Origin of the sequence: Actibacterium pelagium, from assembly GCF_002285415.1 — a bacterium.
Classification (GTDB): Bacteria; Pseudomonadota; Alphaproteobacteria; order Rhodobacterales; family Rhodobacteraceae; genus Actibacterium_B; species Actibacterium_B pelagium.
Window position 1 is genome coordinate 182,846 of the sequence record NZ_NSBU01000005.1, and the last position, 15,963, is coordinate 198,808.

Below are 15,963 nucleotides of genomic sequence, written 5' to 3' on the forward strand. Positions count from 1 at the left end.
TGGATGCAGCCTTGCCCAATCCGGGTTGATCTGTGATCGTCCCCGGAAATCTGGTCAGGGCAGATTGGGGGAGAGGATGCAGAACAAGGTTGTAACGCCAGCAGAGGCCGCCGCGTTGATCAAGGATGGCGACGTGGTGACCACCTCTGGCTTTGTCGGCATCGGCGTTCCCGACGCGCTATTGGCCGCGGTCGAGACACGGTTCGAAGAAACCAGCACCCCGCGCGACCTGACCCTGTTCTTTGCCGCTGGGCAGGGGGACGGCAATGACAGAGGCCTGAACCGCCTTGGACACGAAGGTCTTCTGAAACGCGTGATCGGCGGGCATTGGGGTCTGATCCCCAAGGTTGCCAAGCTGGCGGTTGAGGGCAAGATCGAAGGCTGGAACCTGCCGCAGGGATGTATCAGCCAGCTTTACCGGGACATTGCAGCGGGCAAACCGGGGATGCTGTCAAAGGTGGGTCTGGACACCTTCGTCGATCCGCGTCTGGATGGCGGACGGGTCAACGAACAGTCTACTGACGACCTTGTCGAGCTGATGCAGATCGGCGGCGAAGACTATCTGTTCTACCACGCCGTCAAACCCACCGTCGCCCTTCTGCGCGGCACCACTGCCGACGAAGACGGCAACATCACGATGGAGCGCGAAGCGCTGGTGCTGGACAACCTTGCCCAAGCTATGGCCGTTCAGAATTCCGGCGGCGTCGTGATCGTGCAGGTCGAACGCATCGCCCGCGCAGGCACGTTGCCGGCCCGCGATGTTGTGATCCCCGGCATTCTTGTCGACGCGGTCGTTGTCTCTCCGCCAGAGCTGCACCCGCAGACCTACGGCACGCCGTTTTCTCAGGCCTTCACCAATCGCATCCGTCCGCCAGCGTCAGAAATCGCGCCCATGTCGCTGACCCCGCGCAAGGTGATCGCGCGTCGTTGTGCATTTGAACTGCCGGTAAATGGCGTCGTGAACCTTGGCATTGGCATGCCCGAAGGTGTCGCCGCTGTGGCGGCCGAAGAAGGGCTTTTGCAACACGTGACCCTGACGGCGGAACCCGGCGTGATTGGTGGACAACCGGCCTCGGGCCTTGATTTTGGCGCAGCGGTGAACACCGATGCCATTGTGCCCCAGAACAACCAGTTCGACTTCTACGATGGCGGTGGTTTGGACATGGCCTGCCTTGGTCTTGCGCAGGCCGATGGGGTGGGCAACGTGAATGTCTCGCGCTTCGGGCCGCGTCTTGCGGGGGCTGGCGGCTTCATCAATATCTCGCAAAACGCCAACGCGCTGGTCTTTGCGGGCACCTTCACCGCTAAGGGCTTTGACATTCGCATCGAAGACGGGGCCCTGCAAATCCGACAGGAGGGCGCCAGCCGCAAATTCCTGAAGCAGGTAGAGCAGATTACCTTCTCTGGCGCCCGTGCCGCGCGGCTTGGTCAGCCGGTGCTTTATGTCACGGAACGCTGTGTATTTGAGCTGCAAGCCGGAGGGTTGATCCTGACCGAGATCGCGCCGGGTGTTGATCTGGAAAAAGACATCCTCGCACATATGGAGGTCGCCCCGAAGATCGAAGAACTGCGCGAGATGGACCCGCGTATCTTCCGTGAAGAGGAAATGAATCTGCGTGTCGACCTTCTGCACCTCGATCTTCCAGAGCGTATCGCGCTGAATCCCGAACAGGGACACCTGTTCCTGAACTTCGAGAAATATCGCGTTCGCAGCCGCGAAGACATCGACATCGTCCGCAAAGCCGTGACGGCGGTCTGCGCGCCGCATGGCCAAAAGGTCGAAGTGCTGGTGAACTATGACGACTTCCGGATCGACGAGGATCTGGTTGGCGACTGGGCCGAGATGGTGCAAGCCCTGACTGATCAATACTATACCACGGTCACCCGCTACGCCGGTTCAGCCTTCATGCGCATGAAACTGGCCGAGGCCTTCCCCGACGCCCGCACCCATATCTTTGAAAGCAGCGATCAGGCGCGGCGGTATCAGGGCAAATAGGCCCTCTTTAAAAGCGAAGAACCTGCGCATTTGTATGCACAGGTTCTGTACGCAATTTGTATGGGTTCTGTATGCCGGATTGGGCCCTTTCGGGCCCAGTCGGTCTTAGGCCTTTTGCCATTCCCACGGGCGGGTGAACTCGCCCAGAAGCTGGGTGACGGCTTCTTCGTCCACCGTGTCTTCCAGCTTCACCAGCTGTGCGACCAGCCCGCGTTTCTTGTCTTCGACCACTTCGGCAACCTCGACGGGGTGACCCGCCTCGGCCAGCGCCGCGTCGTAGATGCGTTTGATGGCACGCTTGCGAAGTTCGGGTTTGAAAACCTTGCCCACGGCGGTCTTGGGCAGCTCGTCCAGAATTTCCAGATACTTCGGTACCGCGGCACGTTCGTGGATGTGGTGCTTTGCGTATTCCATCAGCTCTTCGACCGTGGCTTCAGCCCCATCGATCAGTTCGACATAGACGCAAGGCAGCTCGCCCGCAAAGGCATCGGGTTGGCCAATGGCGCCGGCAAAAGCGACCTTGGTGTGACCGGCCAGAGCTTCTTCGATTTCGGCGGGGTCGATATTGTGACCGCCACGGATGATCAAGTCCTTGGCCCGTCCCGTGATATACAGGTAGCCGTCAGCATCCAGTCGACCCAAATCGCCGGTGCGCAGGAACGTACCTTCGGCAAACAGACCTTGGTTCTTGTCTTCCTCGGTATAGGTGCTGCCTTCGTAGACGCCCGGGTTAGAGATGCAAATCTCGCCAACTTCGTCGACGCCGCACTCTTTGAGGACATGCCCGGTTTCATCACAATTCAGGATGCGGACATTGGTGTAAGGGAAGGGAATGCCGACAGAGCCGATCTTCTTTTCGCCCGAGATTGGGTTGCACGAGACAAGGCAGGTCGCCTCGGTCAGGCCATAGCCCTCGATGATATTGACGCCGGTGGCTTGCTCGAACCGTTTGTATAGTTCCACCGGTAGCGGCGCAGAGCCCGAAAAGGCTGTTTGCAGCGAAGAGATATCGGCATCGACCGGGCGCTGCATCGTTGCGGCGATGGCGGTCGGAACGGTGATGATGAAGGTAATTTTCCAGCGTTCGACCAGTTTCCAGAAGTTGTCGAACACCCCGTCCCCGCGATAACCCGCCGGGGTCGGAAAGACCACATGCGCGCCCGATGCGATCATCGACATCAGGATCACGTGACAGGCAAACACGTGGAACAGGGGCAGGGGGCAGATGATGTTGTGGTTTGAGTCAAACAGCAGCGTGTCGCCAAGCCAACCGTTATAGATCATGCCCTCATGCGTATGCTGCGCAACCTTCGGCATCCCTGTGGTGCCGCCGGTATGGAAATAGGCGCCAACATGGTCGTCCTGCCGTTCCTCAAAGGTCAGGCGGTCCGACGGGTATTGGGCCAGACGCTGCGAAAAATCATAGGTGTCCGCGTGGTGTGCTGCCTTGAACTTCGGGCGCAACAGCGGAACGATCCAGCTTTTCGGAGGGGTCAGATACGACTTGAGGTCGATCTCCAGGACTGTGGTCACGCTTGGGGCGTGGTTAACCGCCTCGGCCACTTTCTGCGGCAAGTCGGTTTTGGGGAAGGCCTTAAGCGTGACGACGACCTTGGCACCTGTTTCGCGCAGGATCGCAGAGATCTGCTCGGGCTCTAGCAGCGGGTTAATCGGGTTGACGATCCCGGCTGTCATCCCACCCAATAGAGTGACGGCGGTTTCCAGACAGTTCGGCAGCACATAGGCGACGACGTCGTTTTCACCTACACCAAGATCGCGGAACATGTTCGCGGCCTGCGTGACCTGTCCGTGCAATTCGCTCCACGTCAGGGTTTGCGCCGGGTCCTTGGGGCCAGAGGTGATCTGGTATGAGATCGCGTTGCCGGAACCGTTGCGGTCTTTGGTACGCGACAAAAGCCCATAGACGGTGGACGGCAAGCCACGGTCTGCCCAAGACATTTCGCCTTCTATGGCATCCCGATCTGCTTTCGATCCAAATACGCTCATTGATAGACCCTCCCTGTCCACGACTTTTTATAGCGTACCGGAGAGGATGCGCATTCTGATGGTTCGGCGCAAGCCGCCAAAACAGGGATTCACGCAGCGTCACTACCGGCGGCCGGGGCCGCCGGTGGGCATTTTTGCCTTAGTCCTGCGGAATCCGCAGAACCTGACCGGGATAGATTTTGTCCGGGTGGTTCAGCATCGGCTGGTTGGCCTCAAAGATTTCTTGGTAGCGTGCGCCGTTGCCAAGAGTCTTTTTCGAGATTGCCCAAAGCGTGTCACCCTTTTCGACTGTGTGGAAGACAGGATTGACGCCCGCGACATTGTCTTCAACCTGGGCCACGCCTTCGACGTTACCGACGGCAAGGATGATCTTTTCCTTCATCTCTTGGCTTACTGCGTCGCCCTCGACCTTGACGGTGTCACCGTCAACCGAGATGTCCAGCCCGGTGGCATCCAGACCCAGCTCTTCGACTTCCAGCTTGAGGTTGTCCTCGATGGTGGCAGCTTCAGCTGCTCCGCCGAACAAATTCTTGCCCTTGTCCTTAACGAAGTTCCACAGACCCATTTTCTTCTCCTTGGTTGAGTGGTTCGAACGGACGTTAGGAGAAATCAAATCTGCGGTCAGGTGGAATTCAGGCGGCCTTTTCCCCGTCGGTGAACTGCAGTTTCGCGAGGTCGGCGTATAGTCCGCCCGCAGCCACGAGTTCGTCATGCGTGCCTTCGGCCACGATCTGGCCCTCGTCGAACACAACGATCCGGTCGGCCTTTTTCACAGTGGCCAGACGGTGGGCAACGATGATGGTCGTACGATCCTGTGCCAGCGCATCAACGGCGGTTTGCACGGCAAGTTCGCTGGCCGCATCAAGGGCCGACGTCGCCTCGTCCAACAAAAGAACCGGCGCGTCGCGCAGAATGGCACGGGCCAGCGCAATGCGCTGTTTCTGACCGCCCGACAACATCACGCCGCGTTCACCCACATAGCTGTCATAGCCTTCGGGCAGCTTCATCAAGAAGTCATGGGCGGCTGCGGCCTTGGCCGCAGCCTCGACCTCGGCATCCGACGCCTCGGGGCGACCGAAGCGGATGTTCTCGCGCGCGGTGTCGGCAAAGATCACCGGATCTTGCGGAACAAGCGCCATGTGCTGGCGGAAATCTGCGCGTTCCATTGCGGTCAGGGGAATGCCGTCCAGCGTCACTTGCCCTTGTTCCGGGTCATAGAAGCGCAGCAAAAGCTGAATGATCGTCGACTTGCCCGCACCCGAAGGTCCGACCAATGCAACGGTTTCCCCCGGGGCGATGGTCAGTGAAATGCCGTTCAACGCGGCCTGAGTCGGGCGCGTGGGATAGTGGAAAGTCACGTCATCAAAGGACAGGGCACCGGTCACCTTGGCGGGCAGGGTCTGCGGGTTTTCCGGGTCTTCGACGCTGTCCTCTGCGTTTAGCAGTTCGACTAGACGTTCGGTGGCCCCGGCGGCGCGCTGAAGCTCGCCCCAGATCTCGGACAGTGCGCCAACAGCCCCGGCAACCATGATCGCGTAGATCACGAACTGCACCAATTCGCCGACACTCATCGCTTCGACCCGCACATCGCGCGCGCCGATCCAAAGGACACCGACCACACCAGCGAAAACAAGGAAGATGACGATCACGGTCATCAGCGCCCGGGTGCCGATCCGTTTTTTCGCAGCGACAAAGGATTTCTCTGTCACTTCGCCAAAGCTTTGGCGGCTTAGAAATTCATGCGTAAAGGCCTGTACGGTCTGTACCGACAAAAGCGCCTCTGAGGCGTTGCCGGAAGAGTTCGCGATCCAGTCCTGGTTCTCGCGGCTTAGAACCCGAAGGCGGCGGCCAAGCGTGATGATCGGGATCAGGATGCCCGGTACGATCAACAGCACCAGACCGGTCAGCTTCGCCGAAGTCAGCAGCATAAGGACCAGACCACCTAGAAAGATCAGCACATTGCGCAACGCGACCGAGACGGAAGAGCCGATCACCGACAGGATCAGCGTCGTATCGGTGGTGATCCGGCTAAGCACCTCGCCGGTCATGATCTTTTCATAGAAGGCGGGGCTCATTCCGACCATACGGTCAAAGGTGGCTTTGCGGATATCGGCCACAACCCGTTCACCCAGTCGGGTCACAAGGTAGTAACGCAGTCCCGTCCCAACGGCGAGAAGCAGGGCAATGCCAAGCGCGGCTAGGAAGTAGCCGTCGAGCAGCTCTGCCGCGTCGGTTTCGAACCCGTCAACGACGCGGCGCACGGCCAGAGGCAGCACCAACGAAACGGTCGCCGTTAACATAAGGGCAAGCCCCGCGGCCACAACCATTGCACCATATGGCTTTACGAACGGGGCCAGCCCACGCAACGCACCAACGCGTTTGGATTTTTCCCGTTCTTCAGTGATTTCGGCCATTCTGCCCTCCGCAATTGGCAAAGTCTTACGATCTCCGGCGGGGTTCAACAACCCGGCGGGCCCGAAAAGCCGCGCAGATGTGTCAGGAGGTCGCTTTCTGGGGGTGCTTCAAGAGTGGTTTCAAGAGGTTCTCGCAGCGAAACAAGGGTCCGAAAACCACGCAAAACCTTGAGATTGATCCTGAAGTTGCAACTTGGAGCGGGTAGCGGGAATCGAACCCGCACCTTAAGCTTGGAAGGCTCTTATGATACCATTTCACCATACCCGCTCGAAGCTTTGGCTTACTAGATCACCCCAAAAATGAGGTCAATAGCGGACTGCCGATCCGGCCGAGTTTTGCTTTGATCTAATTTCGGCAATGCGTTCAGCTTTGTGCTAGGGCGCTGATGAAGCAGGGGCTGGGAATACAAGCCCGTCGAACAGTTTGCGCGTTGTTCGGACCATTCCAGCCCGCGCGACTTTGCCGAGCTTGTCTTGCTCTATCAAAACCTCTGCCGCACCGGTTGGGTGCTCGATCGAGAAGGTCTCGTCTTTTGGCAAGTCAGCAAGCGCGTGGGCGGGAGAGCGTTTCAATGTGCAGGCGGTGGCAACACTGACCGCTGCAAAGACGCCAATGGTCGCGTGGCAACGATGCGGGATGAAGCTTCGGGTAGAGATGACCCCACCCGCGGTTGGTTCGGAGATGAGGGTCATCTTGGGAACGGATTTCTCGGCCACATCCCCAAGGTTCATCAGCGGTCCGCATTCAAGTCGAATAGCTTCGACACGGGCCTTCAGCCCGGTATTTGCCTCCAGCTCTTCACGCGTCTCACGGCCACTGATCCCCAGATCAGAGGCACGAAGGATGACGCAAGGCATCCCGTTGTCGATCATCGTACAGTCGATGCCCTGAACCGTATCAACCTCGTTTCCGGTGGGCAGCAGGTCCCCGCACATCGATCCCGCGATGTTTTCAAACATCAGGGGGACAGCCGCATGGGTGCCGGGAACGCCGTCGATGTGGGCGTCACCCTCATAGCTAACGTGTTGCTTGGGCGTTTCGATGCGGGCCGAGGCGACCTCACCCGTGTTCAGCATGTGGATGCGAACTTTTGTCTGGCCGTCCTGAGCCTTAACCAGTCCGCGCTCAATTGCGGCAGGTCCGACCCCGGCCAGAATGTTTCCGCAACCCTGCGCGTCAGAGACCAAAGCTTGATCAACAAACACCTGCAGAAACAGGTAATCCACGTCGGCATCTGGCCGCGACGGAGGGGATAGTATCGCCACCTTCGAGGTCAGGGGATCCGCCCCGCCGATCCCATCGATCTGCCGTGGATCAGGAGAGCCCATGATCCGCAGGAGCAACGCATCACGCTGTTCTGGATCGGATGGAAGATCGGAAGCAAGGAAGTAGGCGCCTTTGGATGTTCCGCCGCGCATCCAGAGACAAGGTACACCTGCACTCATCTGACGATCTCCCTCAAATCTTTTACGTCTTTCAGACGTATTTCAAACCCTTGGCTTCAAGACGAGGCCGCATGTCATAGATGTCGAGGCCAAGCTCACCAGAGGCAAGCCGTTGGCGTTTGGCTTCTTCCGCATCAAGGCGTTGCTGCGCTTTGATCAGAACGTCTTCTGCATCCGCACGTTTCACCACAGCGACACCGTCGTCGTCGGCAACAATCACATCGCCCGCCTCGATGGTCTGACCGGCGCAGACGATCGGTACGTTGACGGACCCAAGGGTCTCTTTGACCGTTCCCTGCGCACTGATCGCTTTGGACCAGACCGGGAAGCCCATCTGGGTAAGATCGCGAACATCGCGAACACCGGCATCAATCACCAGACCCCGGCAGCCCCGCGCAATCGCAGAGGTAGCAAGCAGGTCACCGAAATAGCCGTTGTCGCAGGGCGAGGTCGGGGAAAGGACCAGAATATCCCCGTCCTGCAACTGTTCGATTGCAACATGAACCATCCAGTTGTCGCCCGGCGCTGCACTGATGGTGACGGCCGAGCCGGCAATCTGGGCGCCGCTGTAGATCGGGCGCATGTAGCTGGCAAGGCAGCCGATCCGGCCCTGCGCCTCGTGGACAGTTGCTACGCCGGCCTCTCCCAGCTTTTGGATGGTCTCGCGGTCGGCACGTTCGACGTTTTGAACGACTACTGGCATTGGATTACCTTTCGTGGCTGCGTCCCGTGACGCAGGTGTCAGTGTTCTAGGGCTTCAACTGCGTCGATCAGAGTTCGTCTACAGTGCGCGGGAAGATCGACTGGAAGCCTTCAGCGTACTGGCAGTCGCGACCGCCCGACATACCGCCCGAGTTTCGCTTGAAGTGGTTCGCACGCTGTTGTGCGACCCGTGTATAGTAGTCCCAAAGATGAACTTGACCGTTCATACACTCCATCGCCGCGCGCTTCTTGTCCCAAACAGGCGTGATGTCGAGGAACGTGTCAGGCTTCCAGCCCATCTGTTCTGTCTGATGCGGTTCAAACAGGTAAAGCTGCGGGGCCCCCAACACCTTTTCGCCGGGATTGTGCCCCCAGGCCTGCGCGATCATCCGGCATTCCAGCGCGATCTGCGTCATGTACATGTGGTCGGTGTTGTAGGGGTCGTACTGCGAATGGCTCATCATAAAGTTGGGCTGAACCTTACGGATCAGGTCAACAAGTTTGAACTTGTCGTCCTTTTCCAGCTGCAGCGGATAGTCGCCAAGATCAAAGCATTCCAACTGATGCGCACCCAGAGCTTCTGCAGCGGCTTCGGCTTCGCCCCGGCGGATATCTTTCACCTCTTGCAGCGACTTCCCTTCTTTCCAAAGGCGTGCGCTTTCTCCGCGTTCGCCGAATGACAGGCAGGCAACCGTCACGTCATAGCCAAGCTCTGCATGCAGGGCGATTGCACCACCGCACCGCCAGACAAAGTCAGCGGCATGGGCAGAGATGATGAGGGCTGTTTTCTGTTCTGTCATGACAGGCGTCCTTTTTCGAAGTTGCAGGCATCTTCTCACTTCTCAGCCTCATATGGCAAATTTGAACCACGTCTTGCTGCATAAGTTAAAGCTATAGCTAGTGGATTTTTCTTCGCAGTTCTGTCAGGGTGGAAGCGTGGCGATCCAAGGTTGAGAAATTGGTTAAGATATCCCCCACCCATGTGACGTTCATCGGCTTCGGAGAAGCAGCCCAAGCTATTTTGTCTGGGTGGGGCAGGGATCGACCTGCCAGCATAGTTGCCTTTGATGTAAAGACGGACCAACCCGCCTCTCGGGTGGCAAAATTGGCTGATTATCACGCGCATGACGTCGCTGACGGTCAAACCGCAGCAGATGCGGTTACAAGCGCAACGATGGTTTTCAGTGTGGTTACGGCGGATCAAGCGCTGGCTGCGGCAAAAGCCGCGGTGCCGGGGATGCGATCTGGGACCATCTGGCTGGATTGCAATTCCTGCGCGCCGGAAACCAAGCGACAGGCGGCTCAGGTGATCACGGCTGCTGGTGGCCACTATGTGGATGTCGCCGTTATGGCCCCGGTTCATCCTAAGCTGCACCGGGTTCCGATGCTGCTTGCCGGGCCCGATGCCGATCACGCAGCAGAGATTTTGAAAGCCCTTGATATGTGCCCCAAAGTGGCCGGGCCCGAAGTCGGGCATGCGTCATCAATCAAGATGATACGCTCGGTCATGATCAAAGGCATGGAAGCTTTGTCTGCCGAATGCCTTCTGGCCGCTCGTAAAGCAGGGGTGGAGGATGAGGTCATCGCTTCGCTGAACGCGTCGAACCCTGAAATCGATTGGCGGACCAAGGGTGCCTATAACCTAGAGCGAATGATGGTGCACGGAGAGCGGCGCGCCGCAGAAATGCGCGAGGTTGCCAAAACGGTCGCAGAGCTAGGCTTGCCGGACAGGCTGTCCCGGGAAACTGCGGTTTGGCAGGATGAGATTGCTGCCCTTGATGTTGATCCCGAAGAAGACAGCCTTGTTGATCGACTGGACAGGATTTTGGGGGCCATGTGACCTCGCAGAACCTTCGACATTTCCGGGTTTTCCTTGCGGTCGCCCGAACCTCTTCCTTGACGCAGGCTGCGGAGCTGAGCTTTGTGTCCCAGCCCGCCGTCACCCAAGCGATTGAAAAACTGGAACGAGAAGCCGCAGGGCCTTTGTTCGAGCGAACGCCCCAAGGGTTCTTTTTGACAGAGCGCGGAAAGGTTCTTGAGTTTCGGATCAGACGGGCGTTTCTCCGTCTGGATGCCGCGATGGAAGACATTTCCTCGCGGTTAAAGATGACGGCGACATGGGCACAGCTGAAGGCGCTGATTTCTGTCGCTGAAACTCAGAATTTCACTCTGGCGGCGCGCCGACTGGGTTTGGCCCAACCCACCATCCACCGCGCTGTCGGCAGGATAGAGGCCGAAGCGGCGACAGACCTGTTCCAGCGATCCGCGTTTGGATTGGTTGCGACGCGCCAGTGCCGCGAACTCGCACAGGCCGCGCGTCTGGCCTTTGCAGAGATAGATCAGGCGCAGGCCGATCTGGCCGAGTTTGAAGGGCGCGAAGCTGGTAACATCGTGGTGGGTGCGCTGCCTCTGTCACGGTCTGCCATCCTGCCGGATGCGCTGATCAGGTATCGGGAGCAACGCCCGAACCAGCTCCTCACGATTATCGACGGGCTTTACGATGATCTGCTGAATGGCGTGCGGACGGGCGAGGTGGATTTCATGATCGGTGCTTTGCGTGACCCGATTCCAATCGGCGACATCGTGCAAGAAGAGCTGTTTCTTGATCGCATGTCTGTTCTTGTGCGCCCCGACCACCCTTTGCATGTCTCGGGCAACACGACGGCAGAGAGACTGTCCAAGAGCTCTTGGGTGGTTCCCAGAGCCGGCACCCCGGCGCGTGCGCAATTCGACAGTTACTTTTGGGGACAGGGTATCGAGCCGCCCGATAGCATAATCGAATGTGGTTCAGTTCTGTTGATGCGAGAGCTTCTGCAAGGCAGTGATATGCTTGGCTGTATCTCCGAAAGGCAAGCGCAGGCCGAAGTCGACAAAGGGCTGTTGGCCAAGATCGACGTTGGCGTCGACTTCGGTGGGCGACCGATCGGACTTACCTATCGAAAAGACTGGGTTCCGACGAAAGGTCAGAACCTTTTGTTAGAACTGATTAGAGGGGCTGCGGGCTGATCAGGTCTTTGTCGGCCGGTGAGAACCTTGTATCACCTTTACGACAATGTCCCATTGGTTCTGGAATGCCCCACGATTTCAGGCATTCAAAGCATTGGCGAAGATGGAAGGGTAAATCGCAGGCCCGACAGTGAATGCCGGCGCAAATGCGATTTGGAATATGCGAAACGCCGGGACAGCAGTCTGCCCCGGCGTTTGAATTTTTAATCGACGATGGTACCGGCGGTAGAGGCGCGCATCTCGTCCTCGGTTACGCCGTCAGCCAGCTCGACGATCTTCAGGCCGCCGTCGACGACGTCCAGAACACCCAAGTTGGTGATGATGCGGTCTACGACACCCCGGCCGGTTAGCGGCAGGGTGCATTCTTTCAGAACCTTCGAGTCACCGTGCTTGTTGGTGTGGTCCATCACGACGATCACGCGGCCAACGCCGGCCACCAGATCCATCGCACCACCCATACCTTTGACCAGCTTGCCCGGGATCATCCAGTTCGCAAGGTCGCCGTTCTCGGCCACTTCCATCGCGCCTAGGATCGCGGCTGCGATCTTGCCGCCGCGGATCATGCCGAACGAGGTGGCACTGTCAAAGTAAGAGGTACGCGACAGTTCGGTGATGGTCTGTTTGCCTGCGTTGATCAGGTCAGGGTCTTCATCACCCTCGAACGGGAAGGGACCCATGCCCAGCATGCCGTTTTCCGACTGCAGGGTGATGTCCTTGTCGCCCACGTAGTTGGCCACCAGCGTCGGAATACCGATGCCGAGGTTCACATACATCCCGTCTTCAAGTTCCTCTGCCGCACGCGCGGCCATTTGATTGCGATCCCAGGGCATTATGCTTCCTCCCGCTTGCGTACGGTGCGCTGTTCGATGCGTTTCTCGTGATCACCCTGGATCAGGCGGTGCACATAGATGCCCGGCAGGTGGATGTGGTCAGGGTCAAGCGAACCACGGGGGACGATTTCTTCGACCTCCATGATGCAGACCTTGCCGCACATGGCCGCCGGCGGGTTGAAGTTGCGCGCCGTCTTGCGGAAGATCGCGTTGCCGGTGTCGTCAGCTTTCCACGCTTTGACGATCGAGATGTCCGCGAAGATACCTTCTTCGAGGATATACTCTTCACCGTTGAACATCTTGGATTCTTTGCCGTCAGCAATCACCGTGCCGACACCGGTTTTTGTGTAGAAGCCCGGAATGCCGTGGCCACCGGCGCGCATGCGCTCGGCCAGCGTGCCTTGTGGGTTGAATTCCAGCTCCAGCTCGCCCGACAGGTACTGGCGCATGAATTCTGCGTTTTCACCCACGTAGGACGACATCATTTTCTTGATTTGCTTGGTGTCCAGCAGCTTGCCCAGACCGAAGCCGTCAACACCGCAGTTGTTCGAAGCGACGGTGATGTCCTTCACGCCGCTTTCGACGATGGCGTCGATCAGCAGTTCCGGAATGCCGCAGAGGCCAAAGCCACCGGCGGCGATGAACATGTCGTCGTGCAAAAGGCCGTCGAGCGCCTCTTTTGCAGAGCCGTAAATCTTATTCATAGGTCCCCCTCGGTTCGTTTCACGTCTTTGTTGCGCTGCAGAAAGATAAAGTCAAACCCTTCATGTATGAGAATTTGAGCAAGAATCATGCCAAAACTGCAACTGAGCGCAGTCGCCCCGAAATTCTATCGGGACGACAAGCCGCTATTTCTTCTTCGCACTGGTTTTTCTGGCAGTCTTCTTTTTGGTGCCTTTCTTGGCAGCCTTTTCTTCAATCAGCTTAACCGCCATCTCCATGGTCACATCCGCAGGCTCCACGTCTTTGGGAAGTGTCGCGTTGACCTTCTCCCATTTGACATAGGGGCCGTAACGACCATCCATGATGTTGACGGCGCCGCCGCTTTCCGGGTGTTCGCCCAGTTCTTTAAGCGCCTTGGCAGCCGCACGTCGGCCGCGGCCCGGGTTGGCGCGCTTCTCTGCCAGCAGTTCCACGGCGCGGTTCATGCCGATCTCGAAAACATCCGCCGGGTCTTTCAGGTTCGCATAAACCGGTTTTGCCTCATCGGGCAGCTGGTGCATGACATATGGGCCATAACGCCCAAAGTTAGCTGACATCATGCCGCCTTCGGGGTGCTCACCGATCTCGCGGGGCAGGGACAGAAGCGTGATCGCCTTATCGAGGTCCATATCCTGCGGTTCCCACCCTTTGGGCAGGGATGCGCGCGGGGGTTTTTTGACATCTTCTGTCGGCTCGCCCTTCTGGACATAGGGGCCAAAGCGGCCCATGCGCAGGGTGATCTCATCCTCGCCGTCATGGCCCAGTACCTTGCCGTCCAGTTCCGCATTCGGGTCGTCGCCATTGGGCGCCGACAACGGGCGGGTGTAGCGGCATTCGGGGTAATTGTTGCACCCGATAAACGCGCCGCCAGACCGGGCGGTCTTCAGGTTCAGGCGGCCTTCGCCACACTTCGGGCAGACGCGCGGGTCCGACCCGTCCGCGTTCGGCGGGAAGATATGCGGTGCGAGGACCTCGTTAATCTTCTCAAGCACCTCGGTGATGCGCAGTTCGGATGTCTCGGCGATGGCGGCTGTGAAGTCTTTCCAGAACCGGCTGAGAACTTCGATATAATCCGCTTCACCGGCAGAAACGTCATCCAGCTCGCTTTCAAGGTTCGCTGTGAATTCGTACCCCACGTAGCGGCGGAAGTAGTTGGTCAGGAACGCTGTAACCAGACGCCCCTTGTCCTCGGGGAACAGACGGTTCTGTTCTTTACGAACGTATTCGCGGTCCTGAATGGTCGTCACGATCGAGGCATAGGTCGACGGACGGCCGATCCCCAGCTCTTCCATACGCTTAACCAGAGTCGCCTCGGTATAGCGGGGTGGGGGCTGCGTGTGGTGCTGCAATGCCAGAACGGCGGCATCGCCCGACAGGACGGCGGCGGCGTCGGTCTGCATCGCGTCGGATTCGACCACGTCTTCCTTGCCGGTGGCCTTGGTGAATTGCGCCGACAGGCCGCCAGCGGCGAACTTCGCGGGTTCCCCTTCCATGATCTGGGGCAGGCGGGCGTCATCATCGTCGGTCGAGACGTCGTCGCGGCCCTCTTCATAGATCTTAAGGAAGCCATCAAACTTCACGACCTGACCGGTGGCGCGCAGGGCGACTTGATCATCGGCGCTGACGATATCGACCGTGGTGCGTTCCAAACGGGCGGCCGCCATCTGGCTGGCCAAGGTCCGCTTCCAGATCAGATCATAAAGCTTGCGCTGATCCGCGTCGGTCACCTTCAGGCTTTTGGCGTCGCGGGTCATATCGGTCGGGCGAATACATTCGTGCGCTTCCTGCGCGTTCTTCGCCTTGTTCTTATAGACGCGCGGGCTGGAGGGCACATAGTCCGCACCATAGCGATCCCCGATCGCCTCGCGTGCGGCGGTCACGGCCTCGGGCGCCATGTCGATGCCGTCGGTCCGCATGTAGGTGATGTATCCGGCCTCATACAGGCGTTGCGCCAACTGCATGGTCTGGCGTGCGCCATAGCCGAACTTGCGGCTGGCTTCCTGCTGCAGGGTCGAGGTCATGAACGGCGCCGACGGGTTCCGCGAGCCCGGTTTCGCCTCGACCTTGCCGATAGTCAGCTCGCGCGAACGGACGGCCTGAACCGCCAGCTCTGCCGAGGTGGCGTTTTCAAGGTCGTACTTTTCCAGCTTTTTGCCGGCCAAAGTGGTCAGTCGCGCTTCGAACGTTTTGCCGCGAGGGGTTTCCAGCAGGGCTTTGACCGACCAGTATTCACGAGGTTTGAACGCCTCGATCTCCATCTCACGTTCTACGATCAGACGCAGGCAGACAGACTGCACACGGCCCGCAGATTTCGCGCCGGGCAGTTTGCGCCACAGGACCGGCGACAGGTTGAAGCCTACCAGATAGTCCAGCGCGCGGCGCGCCAGATAGGCGTGCACCAGCGCGTCATCGACCTGACGCGGGTTCTTCATCGCCTCGGTTACGGCGGACTTGGTGATCGCGTTGAACACCACGCGGCTGACCGGCGTGTCTTTCTTGATCGCCCGACGCTTGCGCAGGGCCTCTTCAAGGTGCCAGCTGATCGCCTCTCCTTCGCGATCGGGGTCGGTCGCGAGGATCAGTTCGTTATCTTCTTTCAGCGCGTCGGCAATGGCTTTGACATGCTTGCGACTGTCGTTCGCGACCTCCCAAGTCATGTCGAAATTGTTCTCTGTGTCGACAGAGCCGTCTTTCGGAGGCAGGTCACGGACGTGCCCGTAAGAGGCCAGAACCGTGTAGTCAGAGCCGAGATATTTGTTAATTGTCTTGGCTTTAGCCGGAGACTCGACAACGACGACGGGCATGAAAATCCTTTCGACTCGGGCAAATGCGCTATGGCGCGGCAAGATGTGGGGGTTCG

Annotated in this window: 12 protein-coding genes and 1 tRNA gene; 3 read left to right on the top strand and 10 right to left on the bottom strand. The window is 58.7% G+C overall.

Going from position 1 to position 15,963, the window contains the following annotated elements:
* The first annotated feature begins 76 nt into the window (after nucleotides 1-76).
* Nucleotides 77-1,996, top strand: coding sequence for an acyl CoA:acetate/3-ketoacid CoA transferase (locus CLM58_RS05830; protein WP_095594996.1), 1,920 nt, complete (start codon nucleotides 77-79; stop codon nucleotides 1,994-1,996).
* 105 nt (nucleotides 1,997-2,101) lie between these two features.
* Here the strand turns inward: CLM58_RS05830 and CLM58_RS05835 are convergent, their stop codons facing one another.
* From CLM58_RS05835 to CLM58_RS05870, 7 genes are all read right to left on the bottom strand, one after another.
* A complete protein-coding gene (locus CLM58_RS05835) occupies nucleotides 2,102-4,003 on the bottom strand; it encodes an acyl-CoA synthetase (RefSeq protein ID WP_095594997.1) in 1,902 nt (633 codons plus the stop codon).
* Between the two features lie 139 nt (nucleotides 4,004-4,142).
* Nucleotides 4,143-4,568, bottom strand: coding sequence for a peptidoglycan-binding protein LysM (lysM, locus tag CLM58_RS05840; RefSeq protein WP_095594998.1), 426 nt, complete (start codon nucleotides 4,566-4,568; stop codon nucleotides 4,143-4,145).
* Nucleotides 4,569-4,635: 67 nt separating this feature from the next.
* Nucleotides 4,636-6,417: an ABC transporter transmembrane domain-containing protein gene (locus CLM58_RS05845; RefSeq protein WP_095594999.1), complete on the bottom strand. Its 1,782-nt coding sequence runs from the start codon at nucleotides 6,415-6,417 to the stop codon at nucleotides 4,636-4,638.
* A gap of 194 nt (nucleotides 6,418-6,611) precedes the next feature.
* A tRNA-Gly gene (locus tag CLM58_RS05855) sits at nucleotides 6,612-6,685 on the bottom strand.
* A 107-nt stretch (nucleotides 6,686-6,792) separates the two neighbouring features.
* Entirely contained in the window at nucleotides 6,793-7,863 is a 1,071-nt protein-coding gene (locus tag CLM58_RS05860; protein WP_095595001.1) for a 4-oxalomesaconate tautomerase, read from the bottom strand.
* A 31-nt stretch (nucleotides 7,864-7,894) separates the two neighbouring features.
* A complete protein-coding gene (locus CLM58_RS05865; protein ID WP_095595002.1) occupies nucleotides 7,895-8,566 on the bottom strand; it encodes a 4-carboxy-4-hydroxy-2-oxoadipate aldolase/oxaloacetate decarboxylase in 672 nt (223 codons plus the stop codon).
* A 67-nt stretch (nucleotides 8,567-8,633) separates the two neighbouring features.
* Nucleotides 8,634-9,365 (bottom strand): PIG-L deacetylase family protein, encoded by a 732-nt coding sequence (locus CLM58_RS05870; RefSeq protein WP_095595003.1) that lies wholly within the window; start codon nucleotides 9,363-9,365, stop codon nucleotides 8,634-8,636.
* Between the two features lie 182 nt (nucleotides 9,366-9,547).
* On the opposite strand from CLM58_RS05870, the gene CLM58_RS05875 reads away from it, so the two are divergent.
* Together CLM58_RS05875 and CLM58_RS05880 are read left to right on the top strand one after the other, a co-directional pair.
* Nucleotides 9,548-10,405 (top strand): NAD(P)-dependent oxidoreductase, encoded by an 858-nt coding sequence (locus CLM58_RS05875; protein ID WP_229666204.1) that lies wholly within the window; start codon nucleotides 9,548-9,550, stop codon nucleotides 10,403-10,405.
* Nucleotides 10,402-11,571 carry a LysR family transcriptional regulator gene (locus tag CLM58_RS05880; RefSeq protein WP_095595004.1) on the top strand — a complete coding sequence of 390 codons (1,170 nt, stop codon included), beginning with the start codon at nucleotides 10,402-10,404 and terminating at the stop codon, nucleotides 11,569-11,571. Before CLM58_RS05875 ends, CLM58_RS05880 begins: the two co-directional genes overlap by 4 nt.
* 203 nt (nucleotides 11,572-11,774) lie before the next feature.
* Here the strand turns inward: CLM58_RS05880 and CLM58_RS05885 are convergent, their stop codons facing one another.
* The 3 genes from CLM58_RS05885 to topA form a co-directional block, all read right to left on the bottom strand.
* The gene (locus CLM58_RS05885; protein WP_095595005.1) at nucleotides 11,775-12,401 is read right to left on the bottom strand and encodes a 3-oxoacid CoA-transferase subunit B; all 627 of its coding nucleotides are present in this window, start codon (nucleotides 12,399-12,401) and stop codon (nucleotides 11,775-11,777) included.
* A complete protein-coding gene (locus tag CLM58_RS05890) occupies nucleotides 12,401-13,105 on the bottom strand; it encodes a CoA transferase subunit A (RefSeq protein WP_095595006.1) in 705 nt (234 codons plus the stop codon). The genes CLM58_RS05885 and CLM58_RS05890 overlap by 1 nt, the downstream gene beginning before the upstream one ends.
* A gap of 144 nt (nucleotides 13,106-13,249) precedes the next feature.
* Nucleotides 13,250-15,907 carry a type I DNA topoisomerase gene (gene topA / locus CLM58_RS05895; protein WP_095595007.1) on the bottom strand — a complete coding sequence of 886 codons (2,658 nt, stop codon included), beginning with the start codon at nucleotides 15,905-15,907 and terminating at the stop codon, nucleotides 13,250-13,252.
* Between the last annotated feature and the right edge of the window lie 56 nt (nucleotides 15,908-15,963).

Bases quoted from the DNA above. Each gene is read 5' to 3' on its own strand.
- CLM58_RS05860 (WP_095595001.1), bottom strand. From the start codon at position 7,863: ATGAGTGCAGGTGTACCTTGTCTCTGGATGCGCGGCGGAACATCCAAA.
- CLM58_RS05870 (WP_095595003.1), bottom strand. From the start codon at position 9,365: ATGACAGAACAGAAAACAGCCCTCATCATCTCTGCCCATGCCGCTGAC.
- CLM58_RS05845 (WP_095594999.1), bottom strand. From the start codon at position 6,417: ATGGCCGAAATCACTGAAGAACGGGAAAAATCCAAACGCGTTGGTGCG.
- CLM58_RS05885 (WP_095595005.1), bottom strand. From the start codon at position 12,401: ATGCCCTGGGATCGCAATCAAATGGCCGCGCGTGCGGCAGAGGAACTT.
- lysM (WP_095594998.1), bottom strand. From the start codon at position 4,568: ATGGGTCTGTGGAACTTCGTTAAGGACAAGGGCAAGAATTTGTTCGGC.
- CLM58_RS05865 (WP_095595002.1), bottom strand. From the start codon at position 8,566: ATGCCAGTAGTCGTTCAAAACGTCGAACGTGCCGACCGCGAGACCATC.
- CLM58_RS05890 (WP_095595006.1), bottom strand. From the start codon at position 13,105: ATGAATAAGATTTACGGCTCTGCAAAAGAGGCGCTCGACGGCCTTTTG.
- CLM58_RS05835 (WP_095594997.1), bottom strand. From the start codon at position 4,003: ATGAGCGTATTTGGATCGAAAGCAGATCGGGATGCCATAGAAGGCGAA.
- CLM58_RS05830 (WP_095594996.1), top strand. From the start codon at position 77: ATGCAGAACAAGGTTGTAACGCCAGCAGAGGCCGCCGCGTTGATCAAG.
- topA (WP_095595007.1), bottom strand. From the start codon at position 15,907: ATGCCCGTCGTCGTTGTCGAGTCTCCGGCTAAAGCCAAGACAATTAAC.